Raw genomic sequence first — 16,702 nt, 5'->3', positions numbered from 1 at the left:
TCTATCCACAGCTTTGTTTGATAGTATTTTTTATGGATTTGATTTCAATCATTAAATTATCATCTTGGGCCAACATATTTTTGATTTTATTGTAGGCATAAAGAACGGTTGAGTGATCTCTACCACCAAATTCTTTACCAATTTTAGGAAGACTGTTATCAGTCATCTCTCTCACTAAAAAGATAGCGACTTGTCTTGCGAGAACAATGTTTTGATTTCTTTTGGTCGACTTGATTTCTTTAGTGGTGACACCGTAAAATTTTCCAACCTGTTCTTGAATCATTTCAATCGGGATAACCTTAATGATTGGTTTTTCTTGTTTTCTAGCTCGAATGGCTTCTACGACTAATTCAATGGTAATCGTTGAAACTTTTTTCGTACTAGCCACTAAGTTGATATCTTTTAAGGCACCTTCTAACTCTCTGACATTGGAGTCAAATTGTCCAGCAAGGTATTCAATGGTTTCTTGTGGAAAATCATAGGTGTATTCTTTTATTTTTTCTTGTAAAATAGCGACACGTGTTTCAAATTCTGGTGGCGTAATATCTTGTGTTAATCCCCAACTAAATCTGGTAACAAGACGATCTTCCAAATCATTTAATTGATCAGGAGACCGGTCACTTGTTAAGACAATTTGTTTATTTTTATCTCTTAAGGCATTAAAGGTGTGGAAAAACTCTTCTTGCGTGCCAGGTTTTTTGGCTAGTGATTGAATATCATCTATTAGTAACACATCTAGATTGCGAAATTGATTTTTCAACTCATCGATGGTTTTTAAACGGATATGAGTGACATACTCACTGATAAATTCCTCAGTGGTTATGTATTTTATTCGTGCTTTAGGATCATTTTCAACAATGAAATTACCGATAGCATTTAGTAAATGTGTTTTTCCAAGTCCTGGACCACCCCAGATAAATAAAGGATTATAGGTAATTCCTGGTGTCTCAGCAACAGCTCTTGCGGCCGCAAAAGCCCACTGACTTCCTGGTCCTTGAATGAAGTTATCAAAACGATATTTGGGATTTAAGTCATTTTCAATAGGTGTTAATTCTTGGTAGGAATGCCTTGATTGAGAGAATGCCTCTGGTTGTTTTGTTGTCTGACTTGTTGTTAAGAAGTCTTCGAAAACATATTCTGCTGTTATTTCAGCATCGTAGATTTCAAAACCAGCAGTTAGAATAGCTGGTTTCAAATTTTTTTCCCAAAATAGTTTCTTATTTTTCTCTTCGATGAAAATTGTTGCTATATTATTTTCAACCTTGATTAGTTTTGCATCGGCAATATAATAATCAAAAGCAGTTTGTCGTAATTTTTCTTGAGCTAGTTCTATCAATCTGTTCCAAAAAATCTGCTCATTGCCCATCACAGCGCCTCCTAAAAGATTGTTCAGTTCTTTCTATTTTAACATAAAAAAAGAGAGAAAGCCATCAAAATAAGAGGAAATAAGGAAAGTTATCCACAGGTGTTAGTAAACTATTAACAATATGAATAACACTTATCCACAATATGTGGATAAGTGTTATCTTTGGTGATAATTCTGCAGTTTTGAGACTATTTTTTTCTGTTGATAAAGGTGTTATTAAAATAATCTTATCAACAAATTAGTTTAATTTGTTGATAACTCTGTTGAAATCTTCTTCTGTTGTAAAGTTAATTGTTAGGCTTCCTTTTCCATTTTTACTGTATTTAATGGTAACAGGAAGACCAAGACTTTTTTGTAAATCTTTCTCTTTTTCAAGGATAAATAGATCAGGCCGTTTTGTTTTGGCTGGTTTAGTAGTGTGCACCTTTTTTTCTAATTCACGAACACTTAAAGCCTCTTTTTGAATTTTTTCAAACCAGTAAAATTGTTTTTCTTTTGATTTGATACCAACCAGTAATCTAGCATGCCCTTGAGAAATAACACCTTCTTCTAAGGCCCTCCTTATTTCTTGAGGAAGGTTTAAAAGACGTAAAACATTAGTAATGTAAGGGCGTGATTTCCCCATGAACAAAGCTAATTCATCATGTGTGAGTTGTTGTTGAGTGATTAAATTTTGGTAAGCTTTTGCTTCTTCTATAGGATTTAAGTCAGCGCGTTGGAGATTTTCAATAATAGCTTGTTTAATACTATCTTCGTCACTAATTGGTTTTATAATGGCAGGAATTGTTTCTAAACCAGCTAATTTAGAAGCTCTTAAACGTCTCTCACCAGCAATCAATTCATAACCCAAAATATCAGACTCTCTAACAATAATTGGCTGTATGAGACCATTTTCCTTGATTGACAAACTTAATTCTTCAAGGGCTTCTTGGTCAAAATGAATTCTTGGTTGATAGGGATTTTTGTGAATATCCTTTATTGGAATTAATTTTAATATTTCTTTCATTTTTCCTCTCAAAACTACTAAAAACCCCTAGTAATAGGGGTATTAGTTAGTTATTCATTTTTCTTTAAGTCTTCAGTTGTTTTGGTCAATTTGATTGTTTCTGTCATTTTCTTTTGACCACGATAGAACGTTACTTCAATAGAGTCATTCACTTGATGTTTATAGAGAACACTTTGTAAATCACTTGTGGTTTCAATAGTTTCTTTATCAACAGCAACAATCACATCATTTTTTTCTAAGATACCATCTGATGGCATTCCTGATTGAGTAGAAATAACGACAACACCGCTAAGGACAGTTTCAGGAATATCTAACTTGCTAAATGAAGAGGTTGGGATTTCATTTAAACTAGCCATTGAAATTCCTAGAGCTGGTCTATTAACTGCACCATTTGCCTCTAATTGATTGATGATAGAAACAACATCGTTTGATGGGATGGCAAATCCCATTCCTTCAACCGCAACACTATTAGTGTAGTCCCCACTAACAGTAATCTTACTTGAATTAATTCCAATGACTTGTCCTTGGATATTAATGAGTGGTCCACCAGAGTTTCCTGGATTAATGGCAGCATCTGTTTGAATGGCATTTGTGGAAATGATTTCACCATTTTCATTTCTAGATGTGACTGTACGACTAAGACTTGAGACAATTCCTTCTGTAACAGAGTTTGCGTATTCGCTTCCTAGTGGGCTACCAATAGCAATAGCAGGTTCTCCAACATTGAGACTATCTGAATTGGCAAATTCGGCAACGACATCAACATTTTCTGAAGGAATTTTGACAACAGCTAGGTCAGAATAAGTATCAGCTCCAACTAATTCACCAACAACTTTATTACCATTGCTGAGTAAAATTTCAATTTTTTGAGCCCCACTGATAACGTGATTATTGGTAACTAAATAAGCATCTTTACTATCTTTTTTATAGATAACACCAGACCCCTCGCTATAGACGGTGAGTCCTGAATCATCAACAAAACGGTCTTCATTTTCAGAAGTGAAATAATCATAATAGTTAAAATCATCTTGATTTTCTTGATAATTGATAACGGAAACAACAGTGTTTTGAATTGTTTTAACAGCATCTGTTGTTGATGTTACAGTATCATAGTTAGTATTGCTTGTTTTTACTTGTGACGTTGGAGCATTTTTAGAAAAGTTTCCCCCATTCATTTGTAAGACAAAAAAGGTAGCGACAAATCCTCCTAGAAAACCAAATAGAATAACAAAGAAGAAATGAATAATCCTTTTAAAAAGGCTCGATTTTTTTTTCACTGTGTTAACCTCCAAAACTTTTCTTACATTCTATGAGAGCTTGCTTAATTATACCTTAAATTGTATGAAAAAGAAAGTAATCCACAGGTTGTTGAAAACTTTTTGAAAAAGATGAAAACTATCCTGTCTTACTATTAGAGTATGGTTGTTCCTCCTAAAGTTTGCTATAATGCTATTATGAAAATAAAATTATTAGTCGTTGGAAAATTAAAAGAAAAATACCTAAAAGAAGGTATTGCGGAGTATGTGAAGCGTCTAGGACGTTTTAGTAAGGTTGAGATTGTTGAGGTTTCAGATGAAAAAACACCAGATCAAGCCAGTCAAGCTGAAAATGATAAAATTTTAGAAAAAGAAGAGCAACGCTTGGCAAGTAAAATTGGTGAAAGAGATTATGTGATTGCTCTTGCTATAGAAGGAAAACAAATCTCATCAGAAGAATTAAGCCAGAAAATGTCTCAGGTGATGCTTAATGGCTATTCTACCATTACTTTTGTTATTGGTGGCAGTCTTGGATTGAGTGATGAACTAAAAAAAAGAGCCAACCTACTATTAAGTTTTGGAAGAATGACACTTCCCCATCAATTGATGCGTTTGGTGTTAATGGAACAAATTTATCGTTCTTTTATGATTCAAGAAGGTAGTCCTTATCACAAATAAAAGCCCTTGGTTTTTCCAAGAGCTTTTATTTTAAGTATGATCTCAGCAGGATTCGAACCTGCGACCGTTCGCTTAGAAGGCGAATGCTCTATCCAGCTGAGCTATGAGACCATTTCAACCATTTCATTCTATCAAAAAAACTATCTACTTGTCAATAAGAAGATGATAAATCAATGTATTCAATAAAAAAAACATATATTTTTCAAAAAAGGTAGACAAATTAAAATTATTTGTTATAATAGTAAGAGTGTCAAAGAAAAAAATCTTATGACTTTTGGTCCGTTGGTCAAGGGGTTAAGACACCGCCTTTTCACGGCGGTAACACGGGTTCGAATCCCGTACGGACTATTTTATAGCTTTACCAAAATTGGTTGTATTCCGGCATAGCTCAGTTGGTAGTAGCGCATGACTGTTAATCATGATGTCGTAGGTTCGAGTCCTACTGCCGGAGTGATAAGACATTATCCTAAGTTAACTTAGGATTTTTTTTTGCTTATTAACAGATTTTTTCTCAGAACATTTTAACTAAATTAAAAGCAACGACTTCAGTCGTTGCTTTTTTATGTTTGATAATTCTATTGCCAGAGTGCTTTGACTTTTTCTTGTACTTCTTGATTTTCTAAAAAGTCGTCATAAGTTTCACCGATACGATCAATGACACCATTTTTTGAAATAACAACAATATGATTAGCAAGTGTTTGAATAAATTCATGGTCGTGACTTGCAAAAATGATATTTTCTTTAAATTTTTTCAACCCATCGTTAAGGCTAGAGATTGATTCTAAATCTAAATGGTTGGTTGGATCGTCAAGTACAAGAACATTTGACTTCAATAACATCAATTTAGATAACATGACACGAACTTTTTCACCACCAGAAAGGACATTAACAGGTTTGTTGACTTCATCACCACTAAAGAGCATACGACCTAGAAAACCTCTAAGGAAGGTATTGTCATCTTCTTCTTTGCTGGCAAATTGACGAAGCCAATCTAAAATCGTATCTTTACTTTCAAAGTCACGTGAATTGTCTTTTGGAAGGTAACTTTGGCTAGTTGTGATCCCCCATTTAACAGTACCTTCATACTCAATATCCCCCATTAAAGCGCGGATAAGAGCCGTTGTTTGAATGTCGTTTTGCCCAATAATAGCAGTTTTATCACCTGGATAAAGAATGAAGCTGATATTATCTAGAATAACTTCCCCATCTATGGTGACTTTTAAGTTTTCGACAGTTAACAATTCTTTTCCGGTTTCACGTTCTGATTTAAAATTAATGAAGGGGTATTTACGGCTAGAAGGAACAATTTCTTCTAGCTCAATTTTTTCCAACATTTTTTTACGTGAAGTCGCTTGTTTGGACTTAGAAGCATTAGCTGAGAATCTGGCAACAAATTCTTTTAACTCTTTGATTTTTTCTTCTGCCTTAGCATTACGATCTGATTGTAAACGAAGGGCTAATTCACTAGACTCTTTCCAAAAATCATAGTTCCCCACAAAGATTTTAATTTTTCCAAAATCAAGATCGGCCATGTGAGTACACACTTTATTTAAAAAGTGACGGTCATGGGAAACAACAATAACAGTATTTTCAAAATCAATCAAGAAATCTTCTAGCCAACTGATAGATTGGATATCAAGACCATTGGTTGGCTCATCAAGTAGCAGTACATCTGGTTTACCAAACAAGGCTTTTGCTAGTAACACCTTCACTTTATCACCATTAGTTAACTCACTCAGATTAAGATAATGTAGTTCTTCTGGGATGTTAAGGTTTTGGAGGAGCTGAGCAGCTTCACTTTCAGCTTCCCATCCTCCTAATTCAGCAAAATCACTTTCTAATTCTGCAGCACGAACCCCATCTTCTTCTGAAAAATCTGGTTTCATATAGATATCATCTTTTTCTTTCATGATTTTATAGAGTTCTTCATTTCCCATGATTACGACATCAATGGCTCTATTATCTTCATAGTCATAGTGATTCTGACGAAGTACAGATAGACGTTCATCAGGACCTAGTGACACATTTCCAGTAGTTGGTTCTATATCACCGGCTAGTATTTTTAAAAAAGTTGATTTTCCTGCACCATTAGCACCGATTAACCCATAAGTGTTTCCTGCGGTGAATTTGATATTGACCTCATCAAAAAGTTTACGATCACTAAATCTAAGGGATACATCTGAAACTGTAAGCAATTTTCTACCTCATTTATCTCTTTCTTATTTTCTTCATTCTACACGAAAATCAATTGTTTTTCAATGATTACTAGGGAATGATTACATTGGATATAAAACATCTTCATCCATTGTATGATGATCTTTTGTAAGACTAAAACCACGTCCCATAACTTGAGAAGCAGGCATGACAATGACAAAAGCAGCTTCATCAATTTGTTGAATCTCTTTTTGTAGTCTAGGAATTTCTTTGGTTGAAAGAGTGGTCATAATCATATGGCGTTGTTGACCGGTGAAACCACCAGTGATTGGAATTTCTGTGACCCCACGTTCAATCGTTTCTGTGATTGTTTTCTTGATGTCTTCTTGTTTACGTGAAATAATCATCACATTTTTAGAAGCCTTCAATCCAGAAAGCATGATATTGATGACATAGCCAATTGTAATGAGTGAAATAATTGAATACATAACAGTATCGGCATCAAAAGCGATTAAACCAATAATAACGACGATTCCATCAACAATCGTCATCACGACGCCTAAAGAGAGTGAGGAGTAATTATAAATAATTTGTGTGATAATACTTGTTCCCCCAGTAGAAGAATTTCCTAGAAAGACAATTCCAAGTCCAATTCCCATAATCACACCACCAAAAATAGAAGCAAGAAGGCTGTTGTGAGTAATGGTTGGAATGGTTTCTGTCAAACTAATAAAGACTGGGAAAATCAGTGATCCATAGACCGTTTTTAAAAAGGTTGCTTTTCCTAGAAAAAAATAACATAAGACTAAAAGAGGAATATTTGCAACCATGACAAAAATACCTGGAGACCAGCCAAATAGTTCATTAGTGGCAATGGATAAGCCTCCTAATCCTCCAGAGACGATACGGTTTTCTAAAAACATAGCATTGATACCGATTGCAGCAATAAATGAACCAGTAGTAACAAGTAAGAAATCGCGAATTTTATTTTTCATTGATAGTTCCTTTCAAAAGAGTGACAAAGACTATTATCCTATTTAACAGGCACAACGTCAAGATATATGTTATAATTTTATTAATTTATTGTGAAGGAGTTCAAAATGGGAAAACCTATTATTCTGACAGGAGACCGACCAACTGGTAAATTACACGTTGGGCATTATGTTGGTAGTGTTAAAAATCGTGTTCTCCTACAAAATGAAAATAAATATGAGATGTTTGTTTTTTTAGCAGATCAACAAGCGCTTACTGATAATGCTAAACATCCGGAAAAAATTATCGAATCTGTTGGTGAAGTGGCGCTGGATTATCTAGCAGTGGGATTAGACCCTGAAAAAGCAACTATTTTTCTACAAAGTCAAATTCCAGAATTGGCAGAATTGACGGTTTATTATATGAATTTAGTTTCTGTGGCACGTTTGCAAAGAAATCCAACTGTTAAGACTGAAATTGCTCAAAAAGGCTTTGGAGAAAGCATTCCAACAGGATTTTTGGTTTACCCAATTTCACAAGCAGCAGATATAACTGCTTTTAAAGCTAATCTGGTTCCTGCTGGTTCTGATCAAAAACCAATGATTGAGCAAACCAGGGAAATTGTTCGAAGTTTTAATCATACCTATAAAACAGATGTTTTAGTAGAACCAGAAGGTCTTTTTCCAGAAAATGAAGCAGCTGGACGTTTACCAGGTCTTGACGGCAATGCTAAAATGTCTAAATCATTAAATAATGGTATCTACTTAGCTGATGATTCTGATACACTCAAGAAAAAAATTATGAGTATGTACACTGATCCAAATCATATTCGTGTGGAAGATCCAGGTCAAATAGAAGGAAACATGGTATTCCATTATTTAGATGTGTTTGGTAGAAAAGAAGATCAACAAGACATTGAACGTATGAAAGAACATTACCAAAAAGGTGGTTTAGGTGATGTTAAAACAAAGCGTTTCCTTTTAGAAATTATGGAAAGAGAACTATCTCCAATAAGAAATAGACGTTTAGAATATGCTAAAGATATGGGAGAAGTCTATCGAATGTTAGAAAAAGGTAGTGAGAAAGCGCGTGAAAAAGCAGCACAAACCCTATCGGAAGTTAAATCGGCTATGGGGATAAATTATTTTAAGTAAGCGATGAGAATTTCAGTTTAAATTGATTGACAAATTATCATAGCATGATATGATAGTAACAATCCATTTTAAGCATTATTATATTTAGAAAAGAGGAGTTGAACCATGTCAAATTGGGAAAAGAAATTTTTAAAAAAAGGATACACTTTTGATGATGTTTTATTAATTCCAGCAGAAAGCCATGTACTACCTAACGAGGTTAGTATGAAAACAACACTTGCACCCAATTTAACATTGAACATTCCTATTATTACAGCGGCAATGGACACTGTTACTGAAAGTCAAATGGCGATTGCAGTAGCGCGTGCAGGTGGCTTAGGTGTTATTCATAAAAACATGAGCATTGAGGCACAAGCTGAAGAAATCAGAAAAGTAAAACGTTCAGAAAATGGTGTTATTATTGATCCATTTTTCTTAACACCTGAACATACCATCGCAGAAGCTGATGAGTTGATGGGAAGATATCGTATTAGTGGTGTGCCGATTGTAGAAACCTTGGAAAATCGCAAATTAGTCGGGATTTTAACCAATCGTGATTTACGTTTTATTTCAGATTTTAATCAACCAATTTCTAATCATATGACTAGTGAAAACCTTGTGGTTGCCCCTATTGGAACAGATTTAGAAACGGCAGAAAAAATTCTACAAGAACATCGTATTGAAAAATTACCACTAGTTGATGACAATGGTCGCTTATCAGGATTGATTACGATTAAAGATATTGAAAAAGTAATAGAATTTCCAAATGCTGCTAAAGACGAGTTTGGTCGCCTACTTGTAGCTGGTGCAGTTGGTGTCACTTCTGATACTTTTGAAAGAGCAGAAGCTTTATTTGAAAAAGGAGCAGATGCTATCGTGATTGACACTGCTCATGGACATTCTGCAGGAGTTCTTAGAAAAATTGCAGAAATTAGAAAGCATTTTCCAGATAAAACCCTAATTGCAGGAAATATTGCAACAGCAGAAGGTGCGCGTGCTTTGTTTGAAGCAGGTGTAGATGTTGTTAAGGTTGGGATTGGACCAGGTTCTATTTGTACAACACGCGTTGTTGCTGGTGTTGGTGTTCCACAAATAACAGCTATTTATGATGCTGCTGGTGTTGCAAGAGAATATGGCAAGACCATTATTGCTGATGGAGGTATAAAATATTCTGGAGATATTGTTAAGGCATTAGCTGCTGGTGGTGATGCAGTGATGTTAGGATCATTATTTGCTGGAACAGACGAAGCACCCGGTGAGACAGAAATCTTCCAAGGTCGTAAATTTAAAACGTATCGAGGTATGGGAAGTATTGCAGCTATGAAAAAAGGATCAAGTGATCGTTACTTCCAGGGTGCAGTCAATGAAGCTAATAAGCTTGTTCCAGAAGGTATTGAAGGTCGTGTTGCCTATAAAGGTGCAGCTGCGGATATTATCTTCCAAATGCTAGGTGGTGTTAAATCTGGTATGGGTTATGTAGGTGCAGCTGACTTAACAGATTTACACGAAAAAGCTCAATTTATTGAGATGACTGGTGCAGGCTTAATAGAAAGCCATCCTCACGATGTACAAATCACTAATGAGGCACCTAACTATTCTGTTAAGTAATAAAAATATAGACTAAATGACACCACTATCAGTCTTTGGTAGTGGTGTCTCTTGTTTTATGGATTTACAAATATGTAAACTTAATTTACAATTGTGTAAACTAAGTGTAAAGGAGAAAAATGGAAGGAATATTATTTGCCCTAGTTCCAATGTTTGCTTGGGGGAGTATTGGTTTTGTTAGTAATAAGATTGGTGGAAGTGCAAATCAGCAAACATTTGGGATGACAATTGGTTCATTGTTTTTCGCAATAATTGTCTTTATAGTTGCTAGACCTCAATTGTCTTTCAATCTATGGTTTTTTGGAATAATTGGAGGTATTCTTTGGTCTTTAGGCCAGAATAGACAATTTACGGCAATGAAGCATATGGGTGTCTCTGTTGCAAATCCCTTGTCAAGTGGCAGTCAACTTGTTTTTGGTAGTTTAATTGGAGCTTTTGTCTTTCATGAGTGGTCAACAAGTTTTCATTATATACTAGGTGGTTTTGCCCTACTTCTATTAGTAATCGGTTTTTATTTTTCAAGTCGCGTCGATCCAGTGAAAGAAAATAAAAATCATTTATTAAAACATTTCAATAAAGGCTTTGTTGCTCTTGCTTTCTCAACGTTTGGTTATCTTTCTTATGCTATCTTATTCAATAATATTATGGCTTTTGATGTCTTATCAGTTATATTACCGATGGCTGTTGGTATGATTATAGGCTCTAGTTTCTTTATGAAATTTCAGTTGGATTTCTCACCATTGGTATTAAAAAATTCACTTGTTGGGATGATGTGGGGAGTTGGTAATATATTCATGCTTTTAGCCGCATCTTCTGCTGGTCTAGCAATTGCCTTTAGTTTTTCCCAGATAGGTGCTATCATTTCGATTATTGGTGGTATTGTTTTCTTAGGTGAAAAGAAAACTAAGAAAGAAATAACGTGGGTAATCATCGGTATTCTTTGCTTCTTAATAGGTGCTATTTTACTAGGTATTGTCAAATCATACTAAAACAGCTGTTCATTAGTGAACAGCTGTTTCTTGTATAATCTTTCCTTTTTCAATATGGAATAGTTGAATATCATTAGGGACTTGATGAAGATGATCTAGACTGGTTGTTGTGATAAAGGTTTGCACATTTTTATGGATGTTTTCTAACAATTTTAGTTGACGATGATTGTCAAGCTCACTCATAACATCATCCAAGAGTAAAATGGGATAATCTCCAATTGTTTCTCTTATTAAGTCTATTTCGGCTAGCTTGAGAGATAAAATAAGACTTCTGTGTTGTCCTTGACTACCAAAACTTGCTTCAATGTTATTAATTGAAAATAAAACATCATCTCTATGAGGACCGACACTAGTATTTTTTTTGAATAGATCTCTGTCAAGTTGTTTTTTTAGTTGCTGACGAAAGGCATCTTCAATACTTTTTCCTTCTGTCAACTTGATAGAGGATTGATAGGATATTGACAACTCTTCTTGCTGATTAGAAATTTGCAAGTGATGTTGCTTTGCTTTGGTTGACAACTTGTCAATGAATTTAAGTCTTTGACGAATAACTTGACTACCATAGGTAATTAACTGTTCGTCAAGAACACTCAAGAAAACCATGTCAATGGTCTGGTTTGTTTTCAAATAACTATTTCTTTGTTTTAAAACATGGTTATATTGAGAAATCTCAGTTAGATAAAGTGGTTTGATTTGTCCCAAATCAATGTCTAGAAATTTCCTTCTTAAGCTGGGTGCACCTTTAATGAGTTGTAAATCTTCAGGTGCAAATAAGACGACTGGCAAGTGACCAATATAATCAGACAATTTTGACTGTTTTAAGTGATTGACTTTTGTAATCCGTCCTTTGTCTGATAAAACAATGTCAAGGACCAGTTTACCTTGCAAGCGGCTTACATTGCCTGAGACACTTAACTGATTTTGAGAAAAGGCAATTAATTCTTTATCAGATTTAGCACGGTGACTTCTAGTTAAAGAAAGAAAGTAGATAGCTTCAATAAGATTCGTTTTTCCTTGTGCATTTTGTCCTACAAAAACATTTAGATGTGGTGAAAACTCTAGATTAGCCTTGTTGTAATTTCGAAAATTTAAGAGCTGTAATGATTCAAGTTGCATGATTATGTTCCTGGAAAACGAACAGTCGTTTTCGGTTTTTTATTTTGCTTGTTAAGCGTTTTTAGTTTCTTTGAAAGGTTTTCTTTTTCAATGAGTTCTTCTTGATGTAACAGTATTTCTTCACTACTAGGTGCTACAATTGAAATCCTAATATCAGCATCAGGTATTTCTATTACATCACCTTTATACAATTTTTTTCCTCGGCGATTTTCTTTAACACCATTTAGCAATACAATATTTTCAGCTAAAAATAATTTAATTGCCCCACCGGTTTCAATAATGCCCTGATCTTTTAATAATGATTGTAAAGTAATATAGTCATCAAATAATTTATAATCCATAATCCTCACCTTTCTAATAACCTTATTATAGCATAAAAGCGTGTGAAAATAGTTCTTTCTCTCTTTGAAAGAAAACTAATTTTATAAGCTATAAGAAATTGACAAACACTTTACACCTTTGTCAACCCTCTTTACAATTTCAAAACGCTTCTAATAGTAGTTTTTATAAGATTAATATTGCTAGATTTTACTGATGCTAATATTGTTATAAAGTGATATAATGGGTGTTAACTAATGACTTTTAAAGGAAAAAATATGAAAATAGCAGATGGTGTGACATTACATATTATCAAAACGGATCAGTTTAAAACGAATCACCTGACTTTTCGTTTCTCAAGTCAATTAAATAAGAAAAATATGGCTAGTCGTTTTCTGGTTTCTAAAATGATTGAAATTGCCAGTTCAAACTATCCTAATGCTACAAAAATGAGAGAAAAGTTGGCAGATTTATATGGAGCGACTCTTAGTACTTCTGTTTGGACAAAGGGCTTGATTCATATTGTCGATATCGACATTACGTTTTTACCTGGTCGCTATTTAATGGCCAAAGATTCTGTATTAGAGGAAGTTATTCAATTTTTATCTCAACTATTATTTCAACCCTTAATTACTTTAGAACAGTATGAATTAAAAACGTTTGAGCTAGTCAAACAAAATGCTATTCGTCAGCTAGAATTTGATTTGGAGGATTCTTTCTACTACAGTGAGTTGGCACTTGATTCTCTTTTTTTTGAGAAGGAAGAGCTCCAGTTGCCTTATACTGGTTCAAAGGAGATGTTAGGAAAAGAAAATGCTTATACAGCTTATCAAGAGTTCAAGAGAATGCTGAGTTCTGATAATATTGATATTTTTTTATTGGGGAGTTTTGATGACTCAAAAGCAGCGGATTTAATCGGTCAATTTCCTTTAAAGGGGAGACAGAATAATCTTTCATTTTTCTATCAACAAACACCTTCAAATATCACTAATGAAAAGATTGAAGAAAAAGAAACTAACCAATCTCTCTTACAAGTAGGTTATTCTTTCTCTAGCCCTAAAACTCTTTTAGAGAATTCTTCGTTACTGCTTTTTAATAGTATGCTTGGAGCCTTTTCTCATTCGAAATTATTTACTGAGGTTAGACAAAAAGAAGGTTTAGTCTACAGTATTGGCAGTGAACTAGATTCTTTTTTAGGCGCATTATATATTTTTGCAGCAATTGATAGTCGTAAAAGAAATACTGTACTAGCATTAATCAATCGTCAGTTGAACATGATTAAATTGGGGAGATTCTCAACGGCTTTTTTAAAGCAAACTAAAGAATTTTTAATCAGCCAAAGAAAAATAGTTTTAGATAATCCAAAAATGTTAATGGAGCAATCTTATAATACTATGTTACCACTAACCTATCAAGACTTGTCAATGTTTGTTGACAGTATTAATAACGTTCGTAAAGAAGATATATTAGAAATAGCAAACAATGTTAAAATGAAATCTGTATATTTTATGAGAGGAGGGTCATCATGAGTGATTTAAAAAGGCTGTCTTATGACAATCTTGATGAAACGGTATTCTTTACAAAGCTATCAAATGGACTGCGCTTAACCTTAGTTCCTAAAGCTGGTTTTAAAGAAGTTTATGGCATGATGACCTGTCAATTTGGATCAATTGACAACCACTTGACAGTTGCTAATCAAACAATAGAATTTCCTCTAGGTGTAGCTCATTTTTTAGAGCATCAACTTTTTGAAAAAAATGAACAAGAAGATATGGCTCAGCAATTTTCAAAATTGGGATCTGACAGTAATGCTTTTACCAGCTTTGAAAAAACGCACTATTATTTTTCTGGGACTAATAATTTATTAGCTTCACTAGGTTTACTTCAAACACTTGTTAGTAAACAAGGGTTTACAGATATGTCAATCAATAAAGAAAAAGAAATTATTAAAAAGGAAATAGCGCTTTATCAAGATGACCCTGATAGTCGCCTCTATCAAGGAGTTTTAGAAAACCTATATCCTCAAACCGCCTTAGCGGAAGACATTGTTGGTACAGATGAAAGTATTGTAAATATTTCTTTAACCAATCTAAAGGATTGTTTTTCTTTTTTCTATCAACCATCTAATTTGCACTTTGTTGTTGTTGGTGATTTTGATGTCAAGGAAGTTTTCAATAGCATTCAGTCCTTTCAATCAAATTGGCCTAAAAAAGAACAATTTGCATTTGAGAAAACACCTCTTGTTTTACATCCTGTCATTAAAAAGAGGTCAATCATGATGCCAATTGCTACTTCTAAATTGGGCATTGGGATTAGAAGAAATAACCTGAATCAAGATTTTTCTATGACTGAGAAAATTAAAATAGACTTATTCTTCTCTCTTTTACTTGGCTGGACATCACAAGACTATCAAAAATGGTATGATAAAGGCATGATAGACGACTCCTTTACTATTGAGACAACCTTGTCTAGTCGCTATCAATTTGTTGTCATTTTACTTGACACAAAGCATCCTATAACAATGTCTAGCCATATAAAAAAGAAGCTAAAACAAGTTGCTTCTCATTCTAACTTTTCTCTTGAACAGTTTGAAATGTTAAAAAAGGAAAGATATGGTGACTTTATGAGAGAACTTGATTCTTTAGAAGATTTGACACACCAACTATCAGAGAGTGATGATAATGATTATTTTGATTTCCCACAGATTTTAATGTCCTTTACTTTAGATGAGGTCATTGAGGCAGGGCAAGCATTTTTAAAGCAATCTGATTTAACAGAATTTATGATATTCCCAAAATAGTTAAAAATATTGATTTTAATTTGATATAATAGAAGTATTAGAGAAAGGTTGGAATAAATTATGATGCAAAAAAGTATTGGTGATCTTTTAACAGAGGCTCGTGTAAAAAAAGGATTACAGCTGGTCGATATCGCTAAGGAATTGGATATTGATGCCCAGTATTTATTGATTATGGAATTGAGCCAATTTAGTCTGATCCCGGCTGAACGTTTAGAAGAATATTTAACAAGTTATGCTGCCGCAGTTGATCTAGATGGTAAAGCTTTGCTAAATAATTATTACAATAAAGAAGAGAGTGATGTTTCTGTCTCTGATGGCTCTTCAGGAGGAATATCACCAAAGACTTTTGAGGCACCAAGCGAGGAATCTATAGAAAGTATTCCTGTCGAAGTGGCTGCTGTTGATGTAGATGATTCACCAAAAGAAGAAATGGCTTCTTCTACTATCGAAAGTGAAGCAATATACACTATTTTTAGAGACAATAGTAAAAATAGCGTGGTGAACAATACACAATTGGAAGACAATATATCTGTGAAAGAACCTAATCACTCAGAAGAATCTGTCACACCTTTACTGGCGGAAGAAAAATTGTCAACACCCTCAACACCAGATGAACTTACTGAAGATGATCGCTTAAATAATCAAGAGACGATGATTGCTCCGCCTGTACTTCCGAAAGAAAGTGGAGCTGATAGAGTAGAAAATAGGGTGTCTTCTGAAAGTAGAAGCAGACACCGCTCAAAAAGCAAGCGAGAAGTGAAAAAACAGTCAAGTTCTTTCTTGCCTATCTTTTTACTCAGCCTTTTAGCTATTGCAATAGTTGTGTTTATTGCTTACTTCGTTATCAATCAATCTGATATTCCTTTCTTAGATAAGAACACACCATCAACAAGTGTTTCTGAAACTACTTCTAGTGAAACTACAGATACAAACGAGCAAACAGCGACAACAGAAGCTAGCAATGAGACTTCAAATAACAACACGAAAACTAATTTAGAGGTGTCAGGTGGGGGAGACTCACTGACTGTTAATGTTACAAATGGCAACCGTCCGGTGGAAGTGGTTATTTCCTTAGATGGTGTTGAAAGTAGTTGGGTAGCATTAACTAATTCTTCACTTGGTGAAGGTGGTATTATGCTAGATCCTCAAAATACTAGTTATACAGCCACTTTAACGGAAGGTGCTACTTCTGCTGAATTGACACTTGGAGTTAGTCAAGGGGTTGTTGTTACTGTTAACGGCGAAAAACTTGATACTTCTCTTTTAGAAGGAAGTCCAAGCTATATTACTTTTACGATTGAATAAG

14 protein-coding genes and 3 tRNA genes are annotated in these 16,702 nt (G+C 34.2%); 9 read left to right on the top strand and 8 right to left on the bottom strand.

Annotated elements, in window-relative coordinates; genetic code table 11:
- Position 1 precedes the first annotated feature (1 nt).
- From dnaA to JHK62_RS06605, 3 genes are all read right to left on the bottom strand, one after another.
- Positions 2 to 1,369 carry a chromosomal replication initiator protein DnaA gene (dnaA, locus tag JHK62_RS06615; protein WP_199575979.1) on the bottom strand — a complete coding sequence of 456 codons (1,368 nt, stop codon included), beginning with the start codon at positions 1,367 to 1,369 and terminating at the stop codon, positions 2 to 4.
- A gap of 235 nt (positions 1,370 to 1,604) precedes the next feature.
- Positions 1,605 to 2,372, bottom strand: coding sequence for a ParB/RepB/Spo0J family partition protein (locus JHK62_RS06610; protein WP_199575978.1), 768 nt, complete (start codon positions 2,370 to 2,372; stop codon positions 1,605 to 1,607).
- 50 nt (positions 2,373 to 2,422) lie between these two features.
- Positions 2,423 to 3,649, bottom strand: a complete 1,227-nt coding sequence (locus tag JHK62_RS06605; protein ID WP_343044352.1) for a S1C family serine protease — start codon at positions 3,647 to 3,649, stop codon at positions 2,423 to 2,425.
- 177 nt (positions 3,650 to 3,826) lie between these two features.
- Between JHK62_RS06605 and rlmH the strand changes: the two genes are divergently transcribed.
- Positions 3,827 to 4,306, top strand: a complete 480-nt coding sequence (gene rlmH, locus JHK62_RS06600; RefSeq protein ID WP_199575977.1) for a 23S rRNA (pseudouridine(1915)-N(3))-methyltransferase RlmH — start codon at positions 3,827 to 3,829, stop codon at positions 4,304 to 4,306.
- Positions 4,307 to 4,343: 37 nt separating this feature from the next.
- On the opposite strand, the gene JHK62_RS06595 is transcribed toward rlmH, so the two are convergent.
- Positions 4,344 to 4,417: transfer RNA gene (locus JHK62_RS06595), tRNA-Arg, on the bottom strand.
- A gap of 165 nt (positions 4,418 to 4,582) precedes the next feature.
- Here JHK62_RS06595 and JHK62_RS06590 point away from each other — a divergent pair.
- Both JHK62_RS06590 and JHK62_RS06585 read left to right on the top strand, forming a co-directional pair.
- Positions 4,583 to 4,654, top strand: a tRNA-Glu gene (locus JHK62_RS06590).
- Positions 4,655 to 4,683: 29 nt separating this feature from the next.
- A tRNA-Asn gene (locus JHK62_RS06585) sits at positions 4,684 to 4,757 on the top strand.
- 124 nt (positions 4,758 to 4,881) lie between these two features.
- On the opposite strand, the gene JHK62_RS06580 is transcribed toward JHK62_RS06585, so the two are convergent.
- Positions 4,882 to 6,501 carry an ATP-binding cassette domain-containing protein gene (locus JHK62_RS06580; protein ID WP_199575976.1) on the bottom strand — a complete coding sequence of 540 codons (1,620 nt, stop codon included), beginning with the start codon at positions 6,499 to 6,501 and terminating at the stop codon, positions 4,882 to 4,884.
- Positions 6,502 to 6,582: 81 nt separating this feature from the next.
- Complete coding sequence (locus JHK62_RS06575) at positions 6,583 to 7,455, bottom strand: YitT family protein (RefSeq protein WP_199575975.1); 873 nt, start codon at positions 7,453 to 7,455, stop codon at positions 6,583 to 6,585.
- 105 nt (positions 7,456 to 7,560) lie between these two features.
- Here JHK62_RS06575 and trpS point away from each other — a divergent pair, with 105 nt between their 5' ends.
- The 3 genes from trpS (at position 7,561) to JHK62_RS06560 (ending at position 11,162) form a co-directional block, all read left to right on the top strand.
- A complete protein-coding gene (gene trpS, locus JHK62_RS06570) occupies positions 7,561 to 8,586 on the top strand; it encodes a tryptophan--tRNA ligase (protein ID WP_199575974.1) in 1,026 nt (341 codons plus the stop codon).
- A 105-nt stretch (positions 8,587 to 8,691) separates the two neighbouring features.
- On the top strand, positions 8,692 to 10,173 hold the full coding sequence (gene guaB / locus JHK62_RS06565) for an IMP dehydrogenase (RefSeq protein WP_199575973.1): 1,482 nt from the start codon (positions 8,692 to 8,694) through the stop codon (positions 10,171 to 10,173).
- 119 nt (positions 10,174 to 10,292) lie between these two features.
- Positions 10,293 to 11,162 carry a GRP family sugar transporter gene (locus JHK62_RS06560; protein WP_199575972.1) on the top strand — a complete coding sequence of 290 codons (870 nt, stop codon included), beginning with the start codon at positions 10,293 to 10,295 and terminating at the stop codon, positions 11,160 to 11,162.
- Between the two features lie 12 nt (positions 11,163 to 11,174).
- Here the strand turns inward: JHK62_RS06560 and recF are convergent, their stop codons facing one another.
- Positions 11,175 to 12,278 (bottom strand): DNA replication/repair protein RecF, encoded by a 1,104-nt coding sequence (gene recF / locus JHK62_RS06555; RefSeq protein WP_199575971.1) that lies wholly within the window; start codon positions 12,276 to 12,278, stop codon positions 11,175 to 11,177.
- Positions 12,279 to 12,280: 2 nt separating this feature from the next.
- Positions 12,281 to 12,619 carry a S4 domain-containing protein YaaA gene (gene yaaA / locus JHK62_RS06550; protein ID WP_199575970.1) on the bottom strand — a complete coding sequence of 113 codons (339 nt, stop codon included), beginning with the start codon at positions 12,617 to 12,619 and terminating at the stop codon, positions 12,281 to 12,283.
- Positions 12,620 to 12,874: 255 nt separating this feature from the next.
- On the opposite strand from yaaA, the gene yfmF reads away from it, so the two are divergent.
- From yfmF to JHK62_RS06535, 3 genes are read left to right on the top strand one after another with little or no spacing between them, the layout of a single operon-like run.
- The gene (gene yfmF, locus JHK62_RS06545; RefSeq protein ID WP_246447924.1) at positions 12,875 to 14,125 is read left to right on the top strand and encodes an EF-P 5-aminopentanol modification-associated protein YfmF; all 1,251 of its coding nucleotides are present in this window, start codon (positions 12,875 to 12,877) and stop codon (positions 14,123 to 14,125) included.
- A complete protein-coding gene (gene yfmH / locus JHK62_RS06540; RefSeq protein WP_199575968.1) occupies positions 14,122 to 15,396 on the top strand; it encodes an EF-P 5-aminopentanol modification-associated protein YfmH in 1,275 nt (424 codons plus the stop codon). The genes yfmF and yfmH overlap by 4 nt, the downstream gene beginning before the upstream one ends.
- A gap of 60 nt (positions 15,397 to 15,456) precedes the next feature.
- Positions 15,457 to 16,701 carry a helix-turn-helix domain-containing protein gene (locus JHK62_RS06535; RefSeq protein ID WP_199575967.1) on the top strand — a complete coding sequence of 415 codons (1,245 nt, stop codon included), beginning with the start codon at positions 15,457 to 15,459 and terminating at the stop codon, positions 16,699 to 16,701.
- Position 16,702: the final 1 nt, after the last annotated feature.

Origin of the sequence: Streptococcus pacificus, assembly GCF_016481305.1 — a bacterium.
GTDB lineage: Bacteria > Bacillota > Bacilli > Lactobacillales > Streptococcaceae > Streptococcus > Streptococcus pacificus.
Note: the sequence above shows the minus strand (reverse complement) of the source record. Positions and strands in the feature narration are given on the sequence as shown.

Coding starts and splice junctions, on each gene's coding strand:
- rlmH (WP_199575977.1), top strand. CDS start 3,827: ATGAAAATAAAATTATTAGTCGTTGGAAAATTAAAAGAAAAATACCTA.
- recF (WP_199575971.1), bottom strand. CDS start 12,278: ATGCAACTTGAATCATTACAGCTCTTAAATTTTCGAAATTACAACAAG.
- JHK62_RS06535 (WP_199575967.1), top strand. CDS start 15,457: ATGATGCAAAAAAGTATTGGTGATCTTTTAACAGAGGCTCGTGTAAAA.
- guaB (WP_199575973.1), top strand. CDS start 8,692: ATGTCAAATTGGGAAAAGAAATTTTTAAAAAAAGGATACACTTTTGAT.
- yfmH (WP_199575968.1), top strand. CDS start 14,122: ATGAGTGATTTAAAAAGGCTGTCTTATGACAATCTTGATGAAACGGTA.
- JHK62_RS06575 (WP_199575975.1), bottom strand. CDS start 7,455: ATGAAAAATAAAATTCGCGATTTCTTACTTGTTACTACTGGTTCATTT.
- yfmF (WP_246447924.1), top strand. CDS start 12,875: ATGAAAATAGCAGATGGTGTGACATTACATATTATCAAAACGGATCAG.
- trpS (WP_199575974.1), top strand. CDS start 7,561: ATGGGAAAACCTATTATTCTGACAGGAGACCGACCAACTGGTAAATTA.
- yaaA (WP_199575970.1), bottom strand. CDS start 12,619: ATGGATTATAAATTATTTGATGACTATATTACTTTACAATCATTATTA.
- JHK62_RS06610 (WP_199575978.1), bottom strand. CDS start 2,372: ATGAAAGAAATATTAAAATTAATTCCAATAAAGGATATTCACAAAAAT.
- JHK62_RS06560 (WP_199575972.1), top strand. CDS start 10,293: ATGGAAGGAATATTATTTGCCCTAGTTCCAATGTTTGCTTGGGGGAGT.